We start from the raw sequence: 20,836 nt of genomic DNA on the forward strand, positions 1-20,836 counted from the left end.
CCGTGCCACGACGGTCAATGCGGTTTCACGCCGGTTGAACCGAGGAAAACTGCCCTTTCCAACGGGTAACGTTTTCAAGCGGTATGCGGATCTGCGTCCGATGAGGGGTCCTGATCCGGCTCTCCAGTTGGTCAAGGGCCGAGCGCTCCAGGACCGGAAGGTCGAAATCCTTACGCATCTCAGCGGCGCGGTTGTCTACCCCGACGATCAGGCTTCTTCTCCCTTTTTGCAGTGACCTGATCCCCGCATGCAGCCTCGTGCCGACGTAGTCGACGGCCGGATCGGCCAGGGCGCCGTCAAAGGCCTGGAGATAGGGGGGAATCACCTCGACACCGGCAACGCCAAGCGCGGCCAGGTAGTCCCTGTCCCCCACGCCTTGCAACCAGACCAGGACACGCCGGTAGCACTGCGACAGCACCTCCAGCATTCTGCGGTCCAATTCCGGGTTTTGGCTGTAGTCCGTCAGGGTGCTGACGACGGTATCGCCCATGCCTGTCCTGATCTCCCGGCAGTGCTCCGGCGTCAGGTGCCAAAGCGTGGGGCACCCCGTGTTCACCACGTTGTCAAAGCCAAGGATGCGCAACTTTGCCTCAGTATATGAGTCCCGGACCGAGTGCAGCCATTTCCCGCTCAACACGCGCTTTAGGAGCACCTTGGTGTAGAGGCTCTCTTTTTCCTGGTACTGCCACCAGCCAAGCCCCATCAGGACCACGTTTTTCACGTAGGCCGACTTGCGCAGGTTCACGTCCCATTGTTTATACTGCTCCATCCTGCTGCTTAGGGAGTTGGTACCACCGAAGACGAGGAGGTCGCTTTGCTGGATGCAACTGCGGGTGTGCCGGGTTATCTCCATGTAGGGGAGCTTGAAGAAGAAGGCCTCAGGGAAAACCTCACGCATGTGGCCGTAGACCGACTCCATGATGATCTCATTGCCAAGATTGTAATCGCTGATGGAGGTGTCGAATATCGATATGGTATTCACGGGCTGGCCTGGCTCCTGGTCGGACTTTGCCTGGATGGTTTCTCGAACTTCAGTATCTCGTTGCCGTCTATATCCTCGCCCCGGGCGCACAGATGAAATCCGGCGGCCTCAGCCTTGGCAAGCAAGGCATCATGGCTGAGATGGCTCTTCCAGGCGAGGCTCTTCCTGCCGGCGAGGCCGGAGACGAGTTCCGTGCTGCAATAGGAGAGGATGAGCCGGTCCGACGCCTGGGCAACTCTGCCCAGAAACCAGTCCACGTCCTCCACGTACTCCAGACAGCCGCTGACGAAACAGACATCGACCTGCAGATCGGGGAACTCGGAGCGGTTGAAGTCGCACACAATCGTTTCCGGGCTCCTGGCCACGTAGTCACAGCAAAAGTACCGGGTGCCGGCCGGAAGAAACTCCCGAAGCCACATCCTGCCGCAGCCAAGGTCGAGAACGCTCTTCTCCTGATCGAGCAGGTCGGCCAGCCCCTTTATGCGCCGCTTCCACTGCTCGTCAAAATGCTCTATCTCACGCCATTTTGGGGGGCGCACGGCGCGCCTGAGTCTGGCTAAGAGCGAACGGATCATTCGGGCCTCGCCGGCGCGCGCGAAATCACTTCGCTGAGCCTTCCCTGTTCAAACATGTCAAGCCAGCTATCGGTGGAGAGGTTCACTATGGTCGCTCCCGATTTGCGGTACAGATCCTTGTAGAACTCATACTGGCTGAAAAGGTTGTAAGCCTGCCACATGGTGCTGGTGACATTGTCCCAGGCGTTCTCGTCGGAGGCGTTTTTGCGGACGTCCTGCTCCTTAGGGTAGAAGTGCTCCATCGGTTTTTTGTAGTCCCTGAGGTTGCTATGATCGCACCCGACAAGGTAGACCACCCGGTATCCCATGTACAGCAAAACGGGCAGGATCATGAGCGGGCCGCTCTGCGGGCAGAGGACCTGCCTGGTGATATCGACCAGTTGGCTACTGGGGTGCTCCGACAGGTAAAGGTAGAAGACCTCGCGCCCGGCGAACAGGCGGTACCGCTCCACCAGGGGCTTTGTGGCATGTCCCAGAAAGATCGCGGTGCTTTTGGGCAACGTGCGGTCCGCAAGCCGCAGCCATTCGACGTAGTTCTCCAGGACCAAAGGCGGGTGGTACGGCGCAAAGAAGTGGAACCGCGGGCAGATGTCCTTGATGTGCTGGTGCAGAAAGAAGTTGCTCAGGCTGAAGCAATCCTCCCCTTTCAGCAGTTGCAACTCTTCCTGCTTGATGCTCGGCCCGGTGGCCAGCAGAAAAGCCCTTCGCCCCCGGGCCACCCCCTTGAGCGACACGTTCTTTGAGAGTGCGACCCGATCGGGGTGTCCCCGGAAGGTCCAGGTGTCGAGCAGTTGTTCCAGCTTTCTAAAGAGCACCGGTGGCAGTACCTGCTGGGTCCTCACTAGCATCCCCGGGCCTCCAGGATCATCTGGCACAGTTCCCGGACAGCGCCCATGCCCCCCGCGTGCCTGGAAACGTGATGCACCACCGCCCGAACCGCATCCACCGCATCGCCGGGACAGGCCGAGAACCCGGAAAGCTTGAGACAGGCGAGGTCATTGACGTCATCCCCGATGTAGGCTACCTGGCCAAGATCGATATTCAGGTCGCGCACCAACTCCAGCAGACAGCTCTGCTTGTCCTCCACCCCGGTGTAGCAGCGCGTGATGCCGAGCTTCGCCATTCGGGCGGTCACGATGGGGGAGTTCTCCGAGGTCAACACCGCCACGTCCACGCCCGCTTCCCGCACCAGTTGAAGCCCTTTGGCGTCGCGGGTGTTGAACTTCTTCAGCCGGTCGCCCTCTGCTGACCAGTACATGCCGGCGTCGGTGAGCGTGCCGTCCACGTCGACCGCCAAGAGCCTGATGCCGCGAAGGGAGCCGGTTGCCGTCCCCACAGCCTTTAGCCTCAGGGCGCGTTCCACCATCTCCCAATCGGCAGGCTCGTCGATTTCGACGGCTGTATCCGGGGCCATCTCGTACACCGCGACCCGCCCGCCCAGACGGCAATGCGACTCCTCCAAGAGTTTGCGCCTGGTGAAATAAAAGGCTCCGTTCTCCATGAAGGACCCGGCGAACTCCTGCCTGCGCGGACGAGAGCGCGGGTCGTAATTGAGCGGCGTGCCGTCACCGTTCCAGAAAAACCTCTTGGTCCTGACCCCGGTAACGAGCGAGTCGTAGCCGCCGCCCCTGAACAAGGCATCGGCGCGACGAAAATCTTCAGGGGTGACCAGGGGGGAGGTCGCCTGAATGGTGACCACTACTTCAAAATCGATGCAACCGGCGGCATGGAGCATGACCGACTCGGTGGAGGCAGTGTCCGTTGCGAATTCGGCGGGACGATGAAGCACCTCCACGGGGAGCCCGAGCCCCGCCACCGTCCGCGCTATCCTTTCGGAATCCGTGGATACTACCACCCGGGAGAAAATCCCGGATTGGCACGCGGCCTCAAGGACCCAGGCGCACAGCGGTTTGCCGCCGATCATGCGGATGTTCTTGTCCGGAATGCTCTTGGAGCCGCCACGCAACGGAACCAGGGCCACGATGTCAGTCATTGACCTTCCTCTTCAGCTTTTTGCGCTGGACCGCTTCGATGGGGAGCACATCCTGGCTCTTGTAGGTAAGCGACCTCGATACGTTGCGCAGGTCGCGCGCAAGGCGCCTCATGCCGTCCGGCTCGAGGCTGGCCGCATGATCGGTCCCCTTCCAGGTGCGGTCCAAGGTGAAGTGACGCTCAAAGTACCTGGCTCCCAGCGCCAGCGCCGCTATATCCGCGGCGATGCCAAGATGGTGCCCGGAAAAACCGATGCCGCGGACCCTGTGGCCAAAGCTTTCCACCAGGTGCCTGATCTGATACAGGCAGATATCCTCGAACGGCACCGGGTAGCCGGAGGTGCAGGCGTACAGGACGAGATCCTGGCTGCGTCCCTTGTTTTCAAAGAACGACACGATGCGTTGTTCCTCGGCGGGTGTGGTCATCCCCAGCGATAGATGCAGTTCACCGCCGTAGTTTGTCGCCAGCCACTCCAAAAGCTCGAAATCGAGGTTGCAGGCGGAGGGGATCTTCAGAAAGCGCGGCTTGAGCTGCGCGATCTCCTTGGCGGCGGTCAGGTCCCAGACCGAGGTGCTGTACTCGCAGCCCCACTCCTCGCACCACGCCTTGAGCTGGCGGTGCTGGTCCACGTCGAACTCGAGGTAATCGCGGTGTTCGCCGTAGGTGGCGCCGTAGGAATTGGCGGGATTGGGGTGCGGTGCCTGGTACTCCTCGGGGGTGAGCAGTTCCCTGTTGGTCCGTTTCTGGAACTTTATGATGTCGACCTTGCAAAACTGCGCCGCCATCTTGATCATCTCATGGGCGATGTCCATCTTTCCCATGTGATTGCATCCTATTTCCGCGATTGCCTTAACGTCCATATCTCACCATGCCCTTTTATAGGTCCACCCGATGATGCGGGCTACCAGCTGGGGAAGCTTCCTGAAAATCGCCAACCTGCTCAGCTCGACGCTGTACAGATAGCACAACACTTTCGCATACTCTCTCTTGCCAACCTGCACCGGTCTCCCGCTTCCCTTTTTGAAAAGCGCGACGACGTTTTCATACCCGAATACCAACTGGAAGCCGGCATCGGCCAAAAGCGACGACAGGGTGCTCAGGGTGAAGTGGTACAGGTGCGCGTTCTGCAGATAAAGCAGAAAGTCCCGATATACGTTGTGAATGTTGAATACGCCAGGGAGCTCGATGTACAGGTAGCCGTCATCCTCCAGAAGCGACGACAGCAATGCCAACTCCGCCCTCGGGTCAGGAAAATGCTCAAGTACGTGGCTTAAGATGACGACCTTCGCCTTCCCGTGCTGTTTAAGCTCCGCCGCTCCGCCGTGCTCCAGCCGCAGCCCCTGAGAGCGACCGTACTCAAGATACCTGCCACCGTGATCGCAGCCATACACCAGGCAGCCGGACTCCCGGAACGGGATCAGGACACCGCCCGCACCGCAGCCCACGTCGAAAACTACCGCCCCCGCCAGGTCACCCGCGATGTTGTGCAGCACCGAGTCAAGGATCGAGCGGCCATGGGCTATCTGCTCCGCGAAAAAGGCGTCCGAGGCAGTCTCCTCACCACCATATATTTCCCGGTAGTCGCTGTCATAGAAGCGTGACAGGCTCTCCGGGGAGAGCCGCGGCGAGGTCCTGAGCACGCCGCAGTGCCTGCAAAGATAGGTATCCACCTCAAGCCCGTAGCGGTCCCGTCTCGCCAGCAGCACCCCGTCCTCGCTTCCGCAGATGCATGGGGCGGGCTCCAGCGCGTAGAGCCCCTCGTTCATCCCCGTCCTGAACCGCTCAAGTGCGGCAGCCTGCGGCCCGGTCAACGGTACAGAGGGGGCGTCCAGACTATAGAAACGGGTGGGGTAGCTGCAGAAAAACATCAGGGCTTCTCCCGGAGGTGCCATGGCACCTCGAAAACGAGCAACCCCGCCCTCCTGGCCCCCTCCTTGAGCGTCGCAAAGCCGCCGGTGTCATGCAGGGTGAAGGAGAGTGCTTCCTGTCGGTCAAGGATCTGCACCCCGGGGATTCCGATGCCGATGGCGACATGGTAGATCCCCGAGTTGAAGTCCTTCATGGGGAGTCGCACCCAGGATACGTATTCGCCGGCGGGGCGCGCCTCAAAAAACTTCGGGTTCGTGTCGGTGTCCGCGGTCGAGAAGGCATGCACTCCCTGCACGGTGGTCACTATGCAGGCCACGTGTATCCCGGTCAGTTCATGGTTCAGCAGGTAGCGGACCTCGACAAACGGCTCCTCTCCTAAACCGAATTCCGTACTCTCTTGGTGCTCACCGTTGAGAAGCCTCACCTGCAGGACCTGAGCGGCCTTGTCGCTTTTCACCGGGAATTGCCTGGTCGACTGGCCGAGAAAGGCCGAAGAAAGGTACTTCTGAACGACCGTCTCCGTGTCGCTCGATTCAAGCAGCTGTCCGCTCTCCAGCCAGATGGCGCGGTCGCACAGCTTGTTGATGGCACCCATATTGTGGCTGACGAAAAGCACGGTGCGTCCCTCCCTGCCCACCGCCTCCATCTTCCCGAGACATTTGTTTTGAAACTGCGCATCGCCGACTGCCAGCACCTCGTCCACGACCAGTATCTCGGGTTCAAGGTGGGCGGCTACGGCGAAGGCCAGGCGGACGTACATCCCGGACGAGTAACGCTTGACCGGGGTGTCCAGGAACTTCTCGATCTCGGCGAACTGCACGATCTCGTCGAACTTGCGCCTGATCTCCTCGCGCCGCATGCCGAGGATTGCGCCGTTCAGATAGATGTTCTCGCGACCGGTCAGTTCCGGGTGGAACCCGGTGCCGACCTCCAGCAGGCTCGCCACCTTACCCCTGATCCGGATGCTGCCGGTGCTGGGCTCGGTGATGCGGCTCAGGATCTTCAAGAGGGTCGATTTTCCCGCGCCGTTGCGGCCGATGATGCCGACCCGCTCCCCTTGCTTGATCTCGAAGGAGACATCCTGCAGCGCCCAGAATTCCTCCACGCTATCGGCGCGCTCCCCTGGTGCGAAAGGATGGCGAAGCCTTCTGGCAAAAGCTGCGACCCCGTCGCTTAGCACGTCGCGCAGGGCGGTGTACTGCTCCCGCGGCTGATGCGAGAGCAGGTATTTCTTGCCCACGTTGCGGACACTGATGGCCGGCGCGCTCATATCACATCCGCCATGGTCCTCTCGGTGCCGCGGAAGAACCGGAGGCCGCCCGCCAGCAGCAAAAGCGACAGGAAGGTGGAAAGAACGATGCCGGGCCAGAACACCTCGACCTTCAGCCCGAGCAGCGCCCACCTGAAGCCGTCGATCACCCCGACCATCGGGTTCAGCGCGTAGAAAAGACGCCATTTTTCGGGGACCACGGCGCTTGCGAACCCCACCGGCGAGACGTAGAGGCCGAACTGCAGCAGGAACGGAACTACGTAGCGGAAGTCGCGGTACTTCACGTTGAGCGCGGAGAACCACAGGCCGGCCCCGGTGGCGGCCACGCAGGCCAAGAGCAGGAACAGGGGAAGGGCAAGCACCCGCCAGGTCGGGAAAACCCCGTACCAGAGCATGATGGCCGCCATGACCCCGAGGGAGATGGCGAAGTCCAGCAGGCTGGCGATGACGCTGCTCAAGGGGACGATCATGCGCGGAAAATAGACCTTGGTGAGCAGGTTGGCGTTGCCGATCAGCGCACCGGAACTTTCGGATAAGGCGTTGGCGAAGAAATTCCAGGGAAGCATGGCGGCAAAGACCAGCAGCGGGTACGGCGCCTCGCCGGAGGGCATCTTGGCGAACAGGCCAAAGACCAGGGTGAAGGCGATCATGGCGAGCAAGGGGCGCAGCAAGCTCCAAAGCACCCCGATCGCGGTTTGCTTGTAGCGTACCAGCACGTCGCGCCAGACCAGGAACCAGAGCAGTTCCCGGTACCTCCAGAGGTCACGCCAGTAATGCAGGGCCGGAGCCTCAGGCTCGATGAGTAACACTTCAGGTTGTAAGCTTTCTTCTGTAGCCATGGCCTCTTGGTGGTATCAGACGTCGCGTATGGGGCGCAGCTTCTTCATTAGCGGCATAATCCGCATGGCATAGTAACCCGAAATGGCCAGCGCCGCCCAGAAAAAACCGAAATTGGCCCTGACAACCCGCAAGGTTTCGGTGAAGCGGGGGCAATCGCTCACCCCGCCTGGGCGGGCATAGCCGATCAACTGCGGGCAGAAGACAAAATCGACCCCGGCTTTTTTCATCCTCTGATTGAAATCGAAGTCGGCGTACACCGGGTAGCGGCAGTCAAACGGAGGCTCGGGATGCACCCGCTTGGGCACCAGGAGCGCCTGGTGGTGCAGGGTGTTGTAGAGCCTCAAGTGCCAGTCAGCCCTCGGGTGAAAGACCCGCCCCGGCCCCATCTGCACCGTGCCGTAGAGAACGTCGCGGGGGCCATAGTCGCCGAGACGGTCCGGCAGGGAAACCACCCGATCTCCCGCGCCGAGAAAGAGGATCGAGCTCTCGGGATCCGCAGCGCGCCACCCCTTGTTCATGGCGTCGTAGGTGCCGCGGTCCGGTTCGCTCACCCAGTAGTGCAACCGGTCTGCGTACCTCTCGATGACCTGCAGCGTGCCATCCGTGGAGCCGCCATCGATGACCAGGTAGTCAATGGCCTTGGTGTGCTTTTGCTCCAGCACGCTGAGGATGGTCTCTTCGAGGTGGTCCGCGGCGTTACGCACCACGGTTACGATGCTAAGGCGCGGCTCCGTGCTCATCGCTTCGCCCCTTTCAGGAGGAGCCGCAGCACCATGGCGGCGTGGTCGAAGCGCCCCAGCAGAAGGCGCAGCAGCAGTCCCCCGAGCAGCACCAGGTAGACGGTCGGCAGCGCGTAGGGATAGTAGCGTCGGGTGAAGAGGATGCGGTTGCGCACGTTGTAGAAGTCGCAGGTGTAGCTCTTGCGGCGCGGGTTGCTGCTGGTGCCGATGCTGCGGCCCACCTTGTGGTAGACAAGGCTTCGCGGCGCGTAGCCAAGCTCGAAGCGCCCCTTGGCCCGCTCCGCCCAGTCCGCCTCCTCGAAGTAGAGGAAGTAGTCCTCGGACATGACCCCTATCTCCTTGAGAAAGCGACTGGAGACCATGAGCGACGCACCTTCCACGTAGTTCATCCACCTCTCGGCCCTGCTGCGCTCGGTATGCCCTCCCAAGAATCGGCCGTAGTGCCAGGGAAGGCCGACGAAGCGGCAGTAATGCCCCCCACCCAGCGCCTGCACCTTTTCCCGGTCCTCGTAGTAGCGGATGGTCGACCCGCACATGCCGATGGAGGGGTGTTCCTCCATGCGCCGTACCAGGTGTGAAAGCGCATCGGGATCGACGACCGTGTCGTTGTTGAGCAGCCAGGCGTAGGAGAAATCGTCCCGGGACAGGGCGTAGCGCAACGCAACATTGTTGCCGCCGGCAAAGCCCAGGTTGCCTCCGTTTCGCACCAGCACAAGCCAGGGGTCCAGTCCCGCAACGCCGCCGGACTCCGCCTCGGCGGCATTGTACTCGGCGCAGTCGATGCCGTTGTCGTCGACCCAGTCGCGAAGGCGATGCAGCGAATCGTCCGTCGAGCCGTTGTCACAGACTATGACGCTCAGGGGGGAGTAGCTGAGTGCGCGCAGGCTTTCCAGGCACTCCACGGTGTCCCGCCAACCGTTCCAGTTGACAACGATGACGTAGACCCGGTTCACCAGTAGATGCTCCACGCCACCATGGCCACCCACACGATACCAACGGGGAGCAGCACGAGGTCCTTGAGAAGCGATTCGGTCGGGTCGCCGCTTTTGCCGGACTGTACCCTCAGGATGTAACGGAAGAGACCGAAGCAGCAAAGCGGCACCGAGTAGATGAGCGTGGTCCGGTTGATGGTGGTGTACATAGCGTAGGTCACCAGCGCGGCGCCACCGGACATGTACATGATCCCCTCAAGGTATCCCTGCGGGTAATGGACGAGGTTTTCCCTGTGCTCAACCGCCTTCTCTCCCAAGAGGCAGTACTCACACAGCCTTTTTCCCGTGCTGAGAAAGATCGAAAGAAGAAATACGCTCATAAAGAGCCAGGGGGAAATCTCGACGTGAAAGACCTCCCCACCCGCCTGAAGACGGAGCAGGAACCCGGCGGAGATGCAGAACAGGTCCACGATAGGGTAGCTCTTGAGCGCGAAGGAGTAAGACAGCGTGACGCCCAGGTAGCAAAGAAGAAAGGCCAGGAACACCATCGAGCAACTGCTTCCGAGGGCGAGTCCCGCCGCCAGCAGCAGGACGGCAAGCACGACGGCCCCAGTGACGCTGGCCATCCCGGACGGGATGGGGCGCAGTTTTTTCCTGGGATGGCTCAGGTCGCGCTCGCGGTCAAGCAAGTCGTTCAGCACGTAGCCGGAACTGGAGACGAAGCAGAAGGCGAGCAGCGGGGCAATGCCGCGCGCGAGTTGGCCCTGCACCAGGAGTTGCCCTCCCAGGAACGGGGGGAAGAAAAGCATCAGGTTTTTGAGCCACTGGGCGGGACGCAGCAAGGTGATATAAGCCCTCATCACTGTCCAACCTCCAGCCTTTGCAGCATTTTCGTTGCCGCCGCGCGGTAGTGTGTATCGGCAGGGGCTTCCCGCACCGCTTGGCGGAAATAGGCCATGGCCTCGGCACGATCGCCGCGCTCTTGCGCCACCTTTCCGCTCTGGTAGAGGTTGAAGGGGTCGCGGGTCTTCAGGTACAGCAACCGGTAGGTGCCGATCATGCCGCGGTAAATGCCGTCCCTGACAGCCGCATCGGCGGCCTGCCGGGCAAGCCCTTCATCTGCCTTGACCAGCATCTGCAGGAATTCGGGGCCGGCTTGGTCCAGGCTGTCGAAATTGCGGAAGAAATATTCCCGCGCGCCCTGATAGTCTCCCTCATCGAGCCGCACCGCCATCAGGTTTTGCTTGATGAGGCTCCTGATCGACGGCCGGTCGTTCAGCCGCTCGGCCGTCTCGATCTCCTCGCGCCCGTGGCGCAACTCTCCCTTTAACAGAAGGGCAACGCCGAGTTCGAGGTGTGCCGCGCCAAAGCCTGGGGACTTACCCACCGTATCCCGGAAAAGGGCGAGGTTATTTTGCCAGACAAAGGTGCGCTGCACCGTCAGAGAACCCGCGATGACGGCGATGGCAACGGCTGCGGGAAGCAACCACCGTTGCCGATTGCCCCTCTCCAGCAAAACGGAGGCCTGGCCGGCAACACCCAGACACATGAACGCCGAGGGGAGATAAAGGTAGCGCTCCGCAAACGGAGTCCAGGCCACATGGCCAAGCGAGACCACGAGCGCGGGGAGCAAAAAGATGGCGCAAGCCGCGCCTAGCACGGCAGCCAAGCTGCGCTTTTTCAGCCAGAACGGCACCAGCAGCAAAAAGAGGATCGCGGGAACCAGGTAGAGCGCTGAAACGGCATCGATGGCGAAATTGAGGGGAAACGGCACAACCAGTTTTTTCAGATAAAAGCCGAGCGCGGCGGTGACGGTCCGCAGAGCTGCCAGCGGTCCGCCGACCTGGTTGCCCAGCAGGTTGCTGACGCTGAGAGTCGGGCTGAGCGCGGCGAGAATTGACAGCAACAACCCGCACGAGGCGGCAACGCCTGCCAAAACGAGCAGAACGATCCGCCGGGATCGGGCAGGAGCAGGCCAACAGGCGGCCAGCAGCATCGCAACCGGCAGGAAACAGATCGCGACCTCCTTGGTCAACACCCCTAAAACGAACAGCAGCAAGGCAGGGCAAAGATAGAGAAGCCGGTCCGTGCTGAGGCTCCGCAGCAGGCACCAGAGCGCGGCGAAGACAAAAGCGGCCGCCAAGGGATCGGTACGGCCGGCGATCCAGGTGACCGGTTCGGTGTTGATGGGATGAACGGCGAAGAGCATGGCACCTGCCAGCGGAAACCATGGTGCTTTTATGGACCAGGCCGCTGCCACTTGCCTGGCAATCAGGAACAGGAGCATGGTGTTGAGGGCATGGAACAGGATGTTCTCCAGATGCATGAACCGGGGGTGCATGCTCCAGAGCAGGTTGTCCAGGTAATAGGAGAGTTCTATCAGCGGCCGGTAATAGTAGGTGCCGCTGGGGCGGAACAAATCCATCAACGTCTTGCCTGCGCCGGCGTTATAGGCTGCGATAATGCGGGGGTCGTCTACTGAACAAACACCGGCGGAGAGTGCCGGATAATAGACGCAAAGGACGATAGCCGCCAGAATCAGTATCTGATAGCAGGGTTTGAGCTTCATCCCGACGTCTGCTTTGGTGACACCATTTCCAGAAAAAATGCTTCCATATCCTTTCTTTTGGGCTCCACCCTTTCGATGGCCCAGCGCTGCGCCATCGACTTCTCGATGAATTCCTGCAGATCGGCTTTGGCCACAACGCGCTCCTCGGATGCGCCGTCGGGCTTGAGGACTCGCACGGTGTACCCCTCGACGCCACGTTCGAGGACGCCGGAGACCGTATCGACGGCGAGAAGGACGCCTTTGTTGATGACGCCGACCCGGTCACACACGGCTTCCACGTCGGCAGTGATATGGGTGCTGAAGAATACCGTCTTGCCGCGCTCTTTGAGTTCGCGGATGATGTCCTTCACCAGGGCCCGGCCGATCGGGTCCAGGCCGCTCATGGGCTCGTCGAGAACATACACCGAGGGATCATGTATCAGCGTCTGGGCAAGACCCAGACGTTGCACCATCCCCTTGCTGTAGCCACGGATCGGGCGCTTGCGGGCCTCCCAAAGATCGAGACGCTTCAGGACGTCGCTGCTTCCTGCGGAGATATCGGCCGCTGACATGTTGAAGCTCTTGCCGACAAAGCGCAGGTACTCCTCGCCGGTGAGAAAATCATAGAAAGAGGGGTTCTCGGGAAGAAAGCCCACATCGGAACGGGCAGATTTCTCGGTGACGTCGACCCCCATGATCCGGGCGGTACCGGCGGTGCTGCCGATAAGGCCCAGCAAAATCTTGATGGAAGTGCTTTTACCGGCGCCGTTGGGACCGAGAAAACCAAACACCTCTCCCTGGGCAACCTGCAAAGACAGGGAGTTCAAGGCGTTGACGGTGACCTTCTTTTTACCCTGGAACACCTTGCTTAATTCGTCGAATTCTATCGCGTGCATTTCCGCCTCGGACCTCGCCTCATTTTTTCCCTCCGGAGAAGGAGAAACCGCTCGTAGAGCTGATGCTGCCATCACTTTGCAGGATGAATTTCCCGCCATACGGATCCCTGGGGATCCCGCGCAACAAACCGGCCCGCACCAGCTCTTCCAGTGACCCGGGAAGTTTGCCGTGCTGCTGCACGAAAGCGTCGCGTGCCTTTTCCAGCTCCAGCACCCTGATGAAGGCCGCCTGGCGGACGAGGAGCGATTTTTTCACGGCCTGGTCACGCGAGTTTCTGGCCATGTTGCCGAGGTAAACAATGGCCATTTCGGTACTGCCGGAGCGCTGCATGTAGCGCCCGGCCAAACTGATGAACATGTTATTGCCGCTAAGCTCAGCCGCGCGACGGTAGTATTTGGCGGCACGCCCGTAGTCCTTCAGGAAATAGGCGTAGTTGAACCCGACAAAATAGGGAAGCTGCCAATCCCAGTCACGATACTCCATGCCGCGTTCCAAGAACGTGTTGGCGAGGGCCACTTGGCCTACATTCCAGGTGAGAATGGCCTGGGCGAAATAGTAGCCATCCATGTTGTAGGGGTCCAGCTTCAGGCTGGCATCGATGGTGCGCGACATGGCGGGGTAATCGATCGGCATCTCCAGCTCGTTGCTCGCCTTATCCACCAGCCCCCCGTAATACATCAGGACCTTCAGCATCAACAAGGCGCCGACTGTTTCCCGGTGATCGGCCGACATCGCCTTCATGGTGTTGACGCTCGGTATGTAGCCGAGCTTTTCCACGAATGGCTTGCTTCTCATGTAATCGGCAAGAGCGAAAACGACCGCCAGATAACCCACGAGGATGGGGAGAACAAGAAAAAGTTTCCGCACCGTTTTGGACATCATTTCATCTCACGTCGGGTAAAGATAACGGTTGCCAAAACCACCAAGAGGGTCGTGTAGATGCAGAAGTACATTACGGGCAGAACCACGGCCTTCATGGACAAGGGGATCCCGTAAATCGCGTTGATCCTGAGATTGAAGGCACTGAAGTTAGGCAACAGATAGTAGAAAAACGAGGCTGCCTGTTTGACCACGGGAGACAGCGTCTTGGCCAGCGGGGAGTGGACATAATCGTAGGCCTGCTGCGAGGCGTTTCCGGCAAGGAACACGGAAATGGTGCCGAAAATGGGGAGAAAAAACGAGGTGCTGACCGTGGAAAACAAAAAGGCGTAGGCGACCAGCATGACGTATTTCAACAGATCGGCCGCGATGCACAAAACCAGATTCATCCAGACAATGGGGCGATCCGCAGGGTAAATTCCCGAGGCGAGCCAGATCATGCAGCAGGCGACCGCGCCAAGCACCAGCGTCGCCAGGAGCAGGAACAGGGCGACCGCGACGAACTTGCCAACCAGGTAGGAACTGCGACTGAGCGGGAGGCTGAGCACGCTGTAGGTGTAGCGGCGCTCGATGTCCTTCCAGAGCGAAGTGGCACCCAAGGAAATGGACAGTAGCAGGAGAATCAAGGAAAGCAGGGAAAGCGCGAGAGTAATCGAGAGCTCAGTCACTTGCCGCATGGAAAGCGAGCTGACCGAGGGGATCAGCAGAAACAACAAGGCAACGACCACAATCCCATGAAAAACCCTGTCCCGAAAGATCGCCCGAAGGTTGACAGCAACTGTATTGAGCATACCGCTTATCCGCACTCCTCATGTAAAAAAGACAGGATGTGAACCGCAACCTGGCAGGTGAAATCCGAGGCACCATAGAAAACGGGATGCCGAAACATCCCGTTTTCCACGAACCCGATCGGTACCAGCTTAACCTAGTAGGCAGTCCAACCGGCGACCCCGAAGTTGGTGTTGTTCAAAGCGGAGCCGAAATTGGCATTAGTCAAGGCGGTGCCGCTGGCGTTCTGCTTGAAGAAGATGGTGGTCGAATCGGACGCGGTACCAAAAATCTTGGAGCCGTCTACATGCTTGGTGCCGATCGCGTAGCTGGAGCTCTGACCGATGCCCTTGTTTGCAGACTCGTAGTTGATGGTAGCGCTTACTTTGGAAGACAGCTTGATCAGCGGGCTTTTAGCGTCAGTAGCGTTCTGCTGGGTGTTGCCGCCATAAATCGAAACGGCGGGGTTGGTTACGGCACCGCTGTCCATAGCGGTACCGGCAACGCCAGCGCCGGCAAAAGCGTACGACGAAGCGAACGAGAGCGAGAGAAGCGTTAAGGCGAGAACCTTTTTCATTGTATCCTCCGATTTAGCAGATCTTATTATTGGGATTAGTTGTATTCGTAGTATGCCGGGTAGGTCTGCACGTCGGCGTAGTACGCTTCCTGGCCGGTCTTCCAGTTCTTCAGGTCGGAGTTGGCGGCGGCGTTGAAGGCCTTCTCGCGGTAAGCGGAGAACTGCGGGATTGCGATGGCGGCCAGGATGCCGATGATCGCGACGACGATCAAGAGCTCGATCAGGGTGAAGCCTTTGTTGCTTCTGATTTTGTTTAACATCTGTTTCTCCTTTTCGTTGGTGGATTGCCGATTGGAAGATCTGGTTAGATCATCGGTACCGCAAGACGTGTTCCATAGAGCAACATATGGGCCAAAACAACGAAACAGATAAAAACGGAGTAAATTGAGGGACTTTGCAACCAGTGACAGGTCTGACACAACGCCCAGAAACGTCACAGCGACAATTTTGGCGACGATACGGTGACGTTTTTTGTCAGTCACTCCTCGTCCATGCCGAACTTGGCCAGACGGTAGCGGAAGGAACGGAAGGTCATGCCGAGCAGCGCGGCGGCGCGCTTTTTGACTCCTCCGCACTTGTCCAGGGCCTGCACCAGGAGCTTCTGCTCGAGGCTGTCGAGGTAGGCCTGCAGGTCCATCCCCTCTTCCGGGATGCCGATACCGTCAGGGGGGGGGGAGGCGACCTTGTGCTCGCGCACCGCGGGTGGAAGGCAGTCGAGGGCGATCACCCTGCTGCCGAGCACGACGCAGCGCTCGACCAGATTCTCGAGTTCCCTCACGTTGCCAGGAAACGGGTAGTTGAAGAGGACGCGCAGGGCATCCGGGGTGATGATGTCGCCGGTGCCGGACCAGATGGAGTACTTCTTGTAAAAATGCTCGACCAGCGCGGGAATGTCCTCGCTGCGCTCCTTGAGCGACGGCATGCGTATCTGTACCACGTTGAGGCGGTAAAAGAGGTCCTCGCGGAAGCTCCCTTCGCGCACCTGCTCCTCGAGGTTGCGGTTCGATGCCGCCACGATGCGCACGTCGGCCTTGAGGGAGCTGCCCCCCCCCACCCTGCGGAATTCGCGCTCCTGCAGCACACGCAAAAGCTTCGCCTGCAACAGCAGAGGGACCTCGCCGATCTCGTCCAGAAAGAGGGTCCCCCCTTCGGCCTGCTCGAAAAGACCGGGACGGTCCGCGATGGCGCCGGTGAAGGCGCCCTTGGCGTGGCCGAAGAGCTCGCTCTCGATGAGGGTTTCGGGGATCGCGCCGCAGTTGACCGCGACGAAGGCGGCATTTTTGCGCGGCGAATTGTAGTGGATCGCCCTTGCCGCCAGTTCCTTGCCGGTGCCGCTCTCTCCGGTGATGAGGACGTTAGCCGTGCTGTCGGCGACCTTGGCGATGAGATCGTAGACCTCGCGCATCTGCTTGCTCTTGCCGATCAGCCCCGAGAAACTGAAGCGCTCCTGCACTTCCGCCTTCAGCCGGATGTTTTCCTGCACGAGCCGCTGCTTTTCCAGGGCCTTCCGCACCAGCACCTTCACCTCTTCCACCTTGAAGGGCTTGCCGATGTAGTCGTAGGCCCCAAGCTTCATCGCCTCCACCGCCTGTTCCGCAGTGGTGAAGGCGGTGATCATCAGGACGGCGGTGTCCGGAGACTCGGACTTGATGCGGGACAGAAGCTCTATCCCCCCAAGTCCCGGCATGCTGACGTCGGAGATGACCATCTCGTACTGCTGCCGCCCTATACGCGACAGGGCGTCCTCCGCGCTTTCCGCCTGATCCACCAGGTACCCTTCCCCATCGAGAAGGATGGCGAGAAACTCCCGCATGCTCAGCTCGTCATCGACAACCAAAATCCTGGCACGCATTTACAAAACCTCGCTCACTAGTCTCAGTATAAATCGTCCAACCGTATGAAGACGCGCGGCGCCGGGGCACGCTCCCCCAGGCCCAAAGCCCTGCCCTTACGCCGGCAGGTGGAGCGTGACGGTGGTGCCCTTCCCTTCGGCGCTGCTTATGGCCATCCTGCCGCCGTTGGTTTCCACGATCCGGTACACCGTGGCAAGGCCCAACCCCGTCCCCCCTTTTTTGGTGGTGAAAAAGGGTTCGAAGACCCGCTTCACGTCGTCCTGGCTCATGCCGGAGCCGCTGTCCCTAATGTCGACGCGCGCCTCACAGGGGCAACCGCTCTCCTGGACCAGCGCGCCGTCGATGCGGATGCGGCCGTCTCCCGCGATGGCCTCGGCCGCGTTCACCAGGAGATTCCAGAACACCTGCGTGCACTGGTCCTTGTCGAACTGCACCACCAACTCGCCGGGGAGCTGGTTGTCGACCTCGACCCCTTCCATCCTGGGATCGGTGGCGAGCAGCGCGCAGAGGTCGGCGATGACCCGGTGCAGGTTGAGCGGCACCTTGGCGGGCTGGTTGGGCTTGGCGTAAGAGAGGAAATCGCGTAACAGGCCGTCCAGGCGGTCGGTCTCCCTCAGTATGATGGAGAACAGGCGCTCATCCTTTTGGTCCACCCAGGGGCGCAGCGCGACCAGTTGTACCGAGCCGCTGATCGCCGCCAGGGGGTTGCGTATCTCGTGGGCCATCTTCGCTGAAAGCTCGCCCAGCGCGGCCAGGCGGTCCGCCCGCTTCAACTCGGCCGCCATGCGCTTCAGCTCGGTCAGGTCGTGCAGGTCAAAGATCGCCCCTACCGGCGCTCCCGTCTTGTCCAGCAACGGAACCGTCTTGTAGGACAGCAGCAGTTCCTTGCCGTCCGCCCCCTTGTGTTGAAACTCCCCCTGCCCCGCCTCGAAGAAGGTCGACTGGAACCGCGAGCAGCCCGGGAGGACGTCGGTGAGCAGGCGGTCGTAGGCGTCCTGCTGGGAGACCCCGGTCAGCAGTTCGGCGTAGCGGTTGAAGACCCGGATCCTGCCGTTGACATTGATGGTCAAAAGACCGCTGTCGATGGTCGAAACGATGCAGGAATTGAGGCGTTCCAGCTCCTCGTAGTCGATCGCCTTTTCTTGCAGCGCGCTCTCGGATACCCGAGCCCGCTCGGCCAGGTGCCCGGCCAGAAAGGCGGTCAGGAAAAACGAGGCGCAGTGGAGAAAGATCAGGTAGAACAGGTACTCGGCGCCCCACTGCTGCGCGGGATACGGGGAAAGCCCCAGGGGAACCAGCTTGCCGTAGTACTGGAAGTCAAGGATGGCGCCGTAGAAGATGACGCATAGCGACGCGGTATAGTAGGCCTGGGAACGGGCCAGCAGCACACTGGCGCTGATGATCGACAGAAAGTAGAGAAAAGCGTAGTGGGAGGTGACGCCACCGGAAACCAGGATCAGGACGGTGACCAGGATGAGGTCCCAGACGATCTGGAGATGGGTCAGGGTACGGGTGGTCCTGTCGGACGCTTTGCGCAGCACCACCAGTGAAAGGATCGAAAAGAGGTAAGTGGCGCCCAGCAACCGGACCAGCACTTTGCCGGCTACCTCGCCACTTACGTCGTAGGTGTGTACGTCAAGATAAACGGTGGTGACGAGGAAGACCGATACCACCAGCAGTCTCAGCAGTATGAACCAGAAGACTTTCTTCTTTTCGATCATCCAGCTTAACCGCCAACCGCGCCGGCCAACTTGAAGATCGGGAGATACATGGCGATGACCAGACCGCCGACCGTGGTGCCGAGGAACACCATGAGCAAAGGCTCCATCATGGAGGTGAGGGCCCCGACGGCGTCGTCGACCTCGTCATCGTAGAAATCCGCGATCTTGTTGAGCATGGCATCCATGGCGCCGGTCGCCTCGCCGACGGAGATCATCTGCACCACCATCGGCGGGAACACGCCGCTCTCGGCGAGCGGCTCGGCGATGGTCTTACCCTCGGAGATGGACTGCCGCACGTTGTAGATGGCCTCTTCGACGACCTTGTTCCCCGCCGTCCTGGCGACGATGTCGAGACCATCCATGATGGGTACGCCGGAACTGATCATGGTCCCCAGGGTGCGGGTGAACTTGGCAACGGAGACCTTGCGGATCAGGGGGCCGGCAATGGGCGCCTTGAGCGCGAAGGCGTCGAGCACCTTCCTGCCGCTGGTGGTGTTGTAGTATTTGCCGATGCCGTATTTGATCCCGAAGAGGACGGCGATGATCACCACGATGTACTTGACCAGGAAGTTGGAAAGCGCGATGACGAATTTGGTCGGCGCCGGCAACTCGCCGCCGAAGTCGGCGAACATCTTCGCGAAGGTCGGGATGACGAAGATCAGGATGACGCCGACCACGATGACGGCGATGGACATGATGGTGATCGGATAGACCATGGCGCCCTTGACCTGCTTCTTGAGCTTCATCGCCTTCTCGATGTAGGCGGCAAGCCTGGCAAGGATGGTGTCGAGGATACCGCCCACCTCGCCCGCCGCGACCAGGTTGACGTAGAGCTGGTCGAAAGCCTTCGGGTGCTTGGCCAGGGCGTCGGCGAAAGTGGAGCCGCTCTCGACGCTCTCCTTCACCTTCACCAGAATGTCCTTGAAGGTCTTGTTCTCCTGTTGCCCGGAGAGGATATCCAGACACTGCACCAGCGGCAGGCCGGAATCGATCATGGTGGCGAACTGGCGGGTGAAGACGACCAGGTCCTTGGTCTCGATCTTCTTGGGACCGCCCAGGCCGGGGATCTTGAGCTCCATCGAGAGCCCCTTGCCGTGCTCCTTGACGGTGATGCCGGAGAAACCGTATCTCTTGAGCTGCGCCTCCACCATGGATGCGCTGGCGGCTTCCATGACGCCCTTTTGGACGCCCCCCGCCTTGCTCTTTGCTTCCCAATCGAATTTTGTCATTACGTGCTCCTCTCCCGGCGCCGGCCGGGACTGGCTGCTGCTATCGTTGCGACGGACGCCTCATTTGCGCCGCCCCCGCCCCTCCCGGGGCGAGCATCTGCTTCAACTCGTCGGGCTCTGACGAACGGCCCAGTGCGTCGTCGACCGTGATGACACGACGCGACAAAAGATTCATCAGGCACTGGTTCATGGTCTGCATGCCGAATTTATCCTGGCCCACCTGCATCTGCGAGTAGATCTGGTGCACCTTGTCCTCGCGGATCAGGTTCCTGATGGCGGGATTGGGGACCATCACCTCCAGCGCCAGCGCGCGTCCCGGCCCGGTCGCTTTCGGGATCAGCGTCTGGGACATGACCCCTTCCAGCACGAAGGAGAGCTGGGTCCTCACCTGGGTCTGCTGGTAGGGGGGGAAAACGTCGATGATCCTGTTCATGGTCTGGGCGCAGGAGTTGGTATGCAGCGTGGCGAAGCAGAGGTGACCCGTCTCGGCGAGGGTCAGCGCCGCCTCGATGGTCTCCAGGTCGCGCAGCTCGCCGATCAGGACCACGTCCGGGTCCTGGCGCAGCACGTACTTGAGCGCATGCTTGAAGCTCTTGGTGTCGGCGCCGACCTCGCGCTGGTTCACGATGCATCCCTTGTGCGGGTGCAGGTACTCGATCGGGTCCTCGACGGTGACGATGTGGTCGTGCCGGTTGATGTTGATGTGGTCGATCATCGACGCGAGCGTGGTCGACTTGCCGGAGCCGGTCGGCCCGGTGACGAGGATCAGGCCGCGCGGCTTGTCGCACAGCGCCCTGACCACCGGGGGAAGCCCCAGTTCCTCGAAGGTGAGGATCTTGTACGGGATCACCCTAAAGACGCCGGCGACCGCGCCGCGCTGCACGAAGATGTTCCCCCTAAAGCGCGACAGCCCCTTGACGCCAAAGGAGAGGTCCAGCTCGTTGTCCTCTTCGAACCTGTGCTTTTGCGCGTCGGTGAGGATGCTGTAGCAGAGCTGCTTGGTCTCGATGGCGGTGAGCGGCGGGACGTCGATCGGGGTGAGTCTACCGTCGATGCGGATCTGCGGCGAGGTATTGGTGGTGATGTGGAGGTCGGAACCGCCCCTCTCCACCAGTTCCTTGAGCATTTGGTGAAAGTTGATCATGAATACCTCGTCTTCGTTAC

The 20,836-nt window shown here is 60.5% G+C and carries 21 protein-coding genes; all 21 read right to left on the reverse strand.

Features of this window, described 5'->3' with window-relative positions:
- Positions 1-25: 25 nt before the first annotated feature.
- Positions 26-982 (reverse strand): polysaccharide pyruvyl transferase family protein, encoded by a 957-nt coding sequence (locus KOL99_RS06390; protein WP_216509649.1) that lies wholly within the window; start codon positions 980-982, stop codon positions 26-28.
- Positions 979-1,557, reverse strand: coding sequence for a class I SAM-dependent methyltransferase (locus tag KOL99_RS06395; protein ID WP_216509650.1), 579 nt, complete (start codon positions 1,555-1,557; stop codon positions 979-981). The genes KOL99_RS06390 and KOL99_RS06395 overlap by 4 nt, the downstream gene beginning before the upstream one ends.
- Complete coding sequence (locus KOL99_RS06400) at positions 1,554-2,405, reverse strand: hypothetical protein (protein WP_216509651.1); 852 nt, start codon at positions 2,403-2,405, stop codon at positions 1,554-1,556. Before KOL99_RS06400 ends, KOL99_RS06395 begins: the two co-directional genes overlap by 4 nt.
- Positions 2,399-3,550, reverse strand: a complete 1,152-nt coding sequence (locus KOL99_RS06405) for an acylneuraminate cytidylyltransferase (RefSeq protein WP_216509652.1) — start codon at positions 3,548-3,550, stop codon at positions 2,399-2,401. The genes KOL99_RS06400 and KOL99_RS06405 overlap by 7 nt, the downstream gene beginning before the upstream one ends.
- Entirely contained in the window at positions 3,543-4,370 is an 828-nt protein-coding gene (locus KOL99_RS06410) for an N-acetylneuraminate synthase family protein (RefSeq protein WP_236025856.1), read from the reverse strand. Before KOL99_RS06410 ends, KOL99_RS06405 begins: the two co-directional genes overlap by 8 nt.
- Positions 4,371-4,412: 42 nt before the next feature.
- Positions 4,413-5,441, reverse strand: a complete 1,029-nt coding sequence (locus KOL99_RS06415; RefSeq protein ID WP_216509654.1) for a class I SAM-dependent methyltransferase — start codon at positions 5,439-5,441, stop codon at positions 4,413-4,415.
- Positions 5,417-6,688 carry an ABC transporter ATP-binding protein gene (locus KOL99_RS06420; RefSeq protein ID WP_216509655.1) on the reverse strand — a complete coding sequence of 424 codons (1,272 nt, stop codon included), beginning with the start codon at positions 6,686-6,688 and terminating at the stop codon, positions 5,417-5,419. Before KOL99_RS06420 ends, KOL99_RS06415 begins: the two co-directional genes overlap by 25 nt.
- Positions 6,685-7,527 (reverse strand): ABC transporter permease, encoded by an 843-nt coding sequence (locus KOL99_RS06425; protein ID WP_216509656.1) that lies wholly within the window; start codon positions 7,525-7,527, stop codon positions 6,685-6,687. The genes KOL99_RS06420 and KOL99_RS06425 overlap by 4 nt, the downstream gene beginning before the upstream one ends.
- A 15-nt stretch (positions 7,528-7,542) precedes the next feature.
- On the reverse strand, positions 7,543-8,268 hold the full coding sequence (locus KOL99_RS06430; protein ID WP_216509657.1) for a glycosyltransferase family 2 protein: 726 nt from the start codon (positions 8,266-8,268) through the stop codon (positions 7,543-7,545).
- Positions 8,265-9,236, reverse strand: coding sequence for a glycosyltransferase family 2 protein (locus KOL99_RS06435; RefSeq protein WP_328759882.1), 972 nt, complete (start codon positions 9,234-9,236; stop codon positions 8,265-8,267). The genes KOL99_RS06430 and KOL99_RS06435 overlap by 4 nt, the downstream gene beginning before the upstream one ends.
- Positions 9,218-10,060: a decaprenyl-phosphate phosphoribosyltransferase gene (locus tag KOL99_RS06440; protein WP_236025857.1), complete on the reverse strand. Its 843-nt coding sequence runs from the start codon at positions 10,058-10,060 to the stop codon at positions 9,218-9,220. The genes KOL99_RS06435 and KOL99_RS06440 overlap by 19 nt, the downstream gene beginning before the upstream one ends.
- Complete coding sequence (locus KOL99_RS06445; RefSeq protein WP_216509659.1) at positions 10,060-11,769, reverse strand: tetratricopeptide repeat protein; 1,710 nt, start codon at positions 11,767-11,769, stop codon at positions 10,060-10,062. The genes KOL99_RS06440 and KOL99_RS06445 overlap by 1 nt, the downstream gene beginning before the upstream one ends.
- A complete protein-coding gene (locus tag KOL99_RS06450; RefSeq protein WP_216509660.1) occupies positions 11,766-12,644 on the reverse strand; it encodes an ABC transporter ATP-binding protein in 879 nt (292 codons plus the stop codon). Before KOL99_RS06450 ends, KOL99_RS06445 begins: the two co-directional genes overlap by 4 nt.
- A gap of 19 nt (positions 12,645-12,663) precedes the next feature.
- Entirely contained in the window at positions 12,664-13,524 is an 861-nt protein-coding gene (locus KOL99_RS06455; protein ID WP_236025859.1) for a hypothetical protein, read from the reverse strand.
- A complete protein-coding gene (locus KOL99_RS06460; RefSeq protein WP_216509661.1) occupies positions 13,524-14,315 on the reverse strand; it encodes an ABC transporter permease subunit in 792 nt (263 codons plus the stop codon). Before KOL99_RS06460 ends, KOL99_RS06455 begins: the two co-directional genes overlap by 1 nt.
- Before the next feature lie 134 nt (positions 14,316-14,449).
- Entirely contained in the window at positions 14,450-14,869 is a 420-nt protein-coding gene (locus tag KOL99_RS06465; RefSeq protein ID WP_216509662.1) for a hypothetical protein, read from the reverse strand.
- A 35-nt stretch (positions 14,870-14,904) separates the two neighbouring features.
- Positions 14,905-15,129 (reverse strand): type IV pilin protein, encoded by a 225-nt coding sequence (locus KOL99_RS06470; protein WP_216509663.1) that lies wholly within the window; start codon positions 15,127-15,129, stop codon positions 14,905-14,907.
- A gap of 218 nt (positions 15,130-15,347) precedes the next feature.
- Complete coding sequence (locus tag KOL99_RS06475; protein WP_216509664.1) at positions 15,348-16,721, reverse strand: sigma-54-dependent transcriptional regulator; 1,374 nt, start codon at positions 16,719-16,721, stop codon at positions 15,348-15,350.
- A gap of 96 nt (positions 16,722-16,817) precedes the next feature.
- Entirely contained in the window at positions 16,818-18,443 is a 1,626-nt protein-coding gene (locus tag KOL99_RS06480; protein ID WP_216509665.1) for a two-component system sensor histidine kinase NtrB, read from the reverse strand.
- Between the two features lie 5 nt (positions 18,444-18,448).
- On the reverse strand, positions 18,449-19,672 hold the full coding sequence (locus KOL99_RS06485; RefSeq protein ID WP_216509666.1) for a type II secretion system F family protein: 1,224 nt from the start codon (positions 19,670-19,672) through the stop codon (positions 18,449-18,451).
- Between the two features lie 40 nt (positions 19,673-19,712).
- Positions 19,713-20,816, reverse strand: coding sequence for a type IV pilus twitching motility protein PilT (locus tag KOL99_RS06490; protein ID WP_216509667.1), 1,104 nt, complete (start codon positions 20,814-20,816; stop codon positions 19,713-19,715).
- Positions 20,817-20,836: the final 20 nt, after the last annotated feature.

Origin of the sequence: Geomonas azotofigens, assembly GCF_018919395.1 — a bacterium.
In the GTDB taxonomy this organism is placed as follows: domain Bacteria; phylum Desulfobacterota; class Desulfuromonadia; order Geobacterales; family Geobacteraceae; genus Geomonas; species Geomonas azotofigens.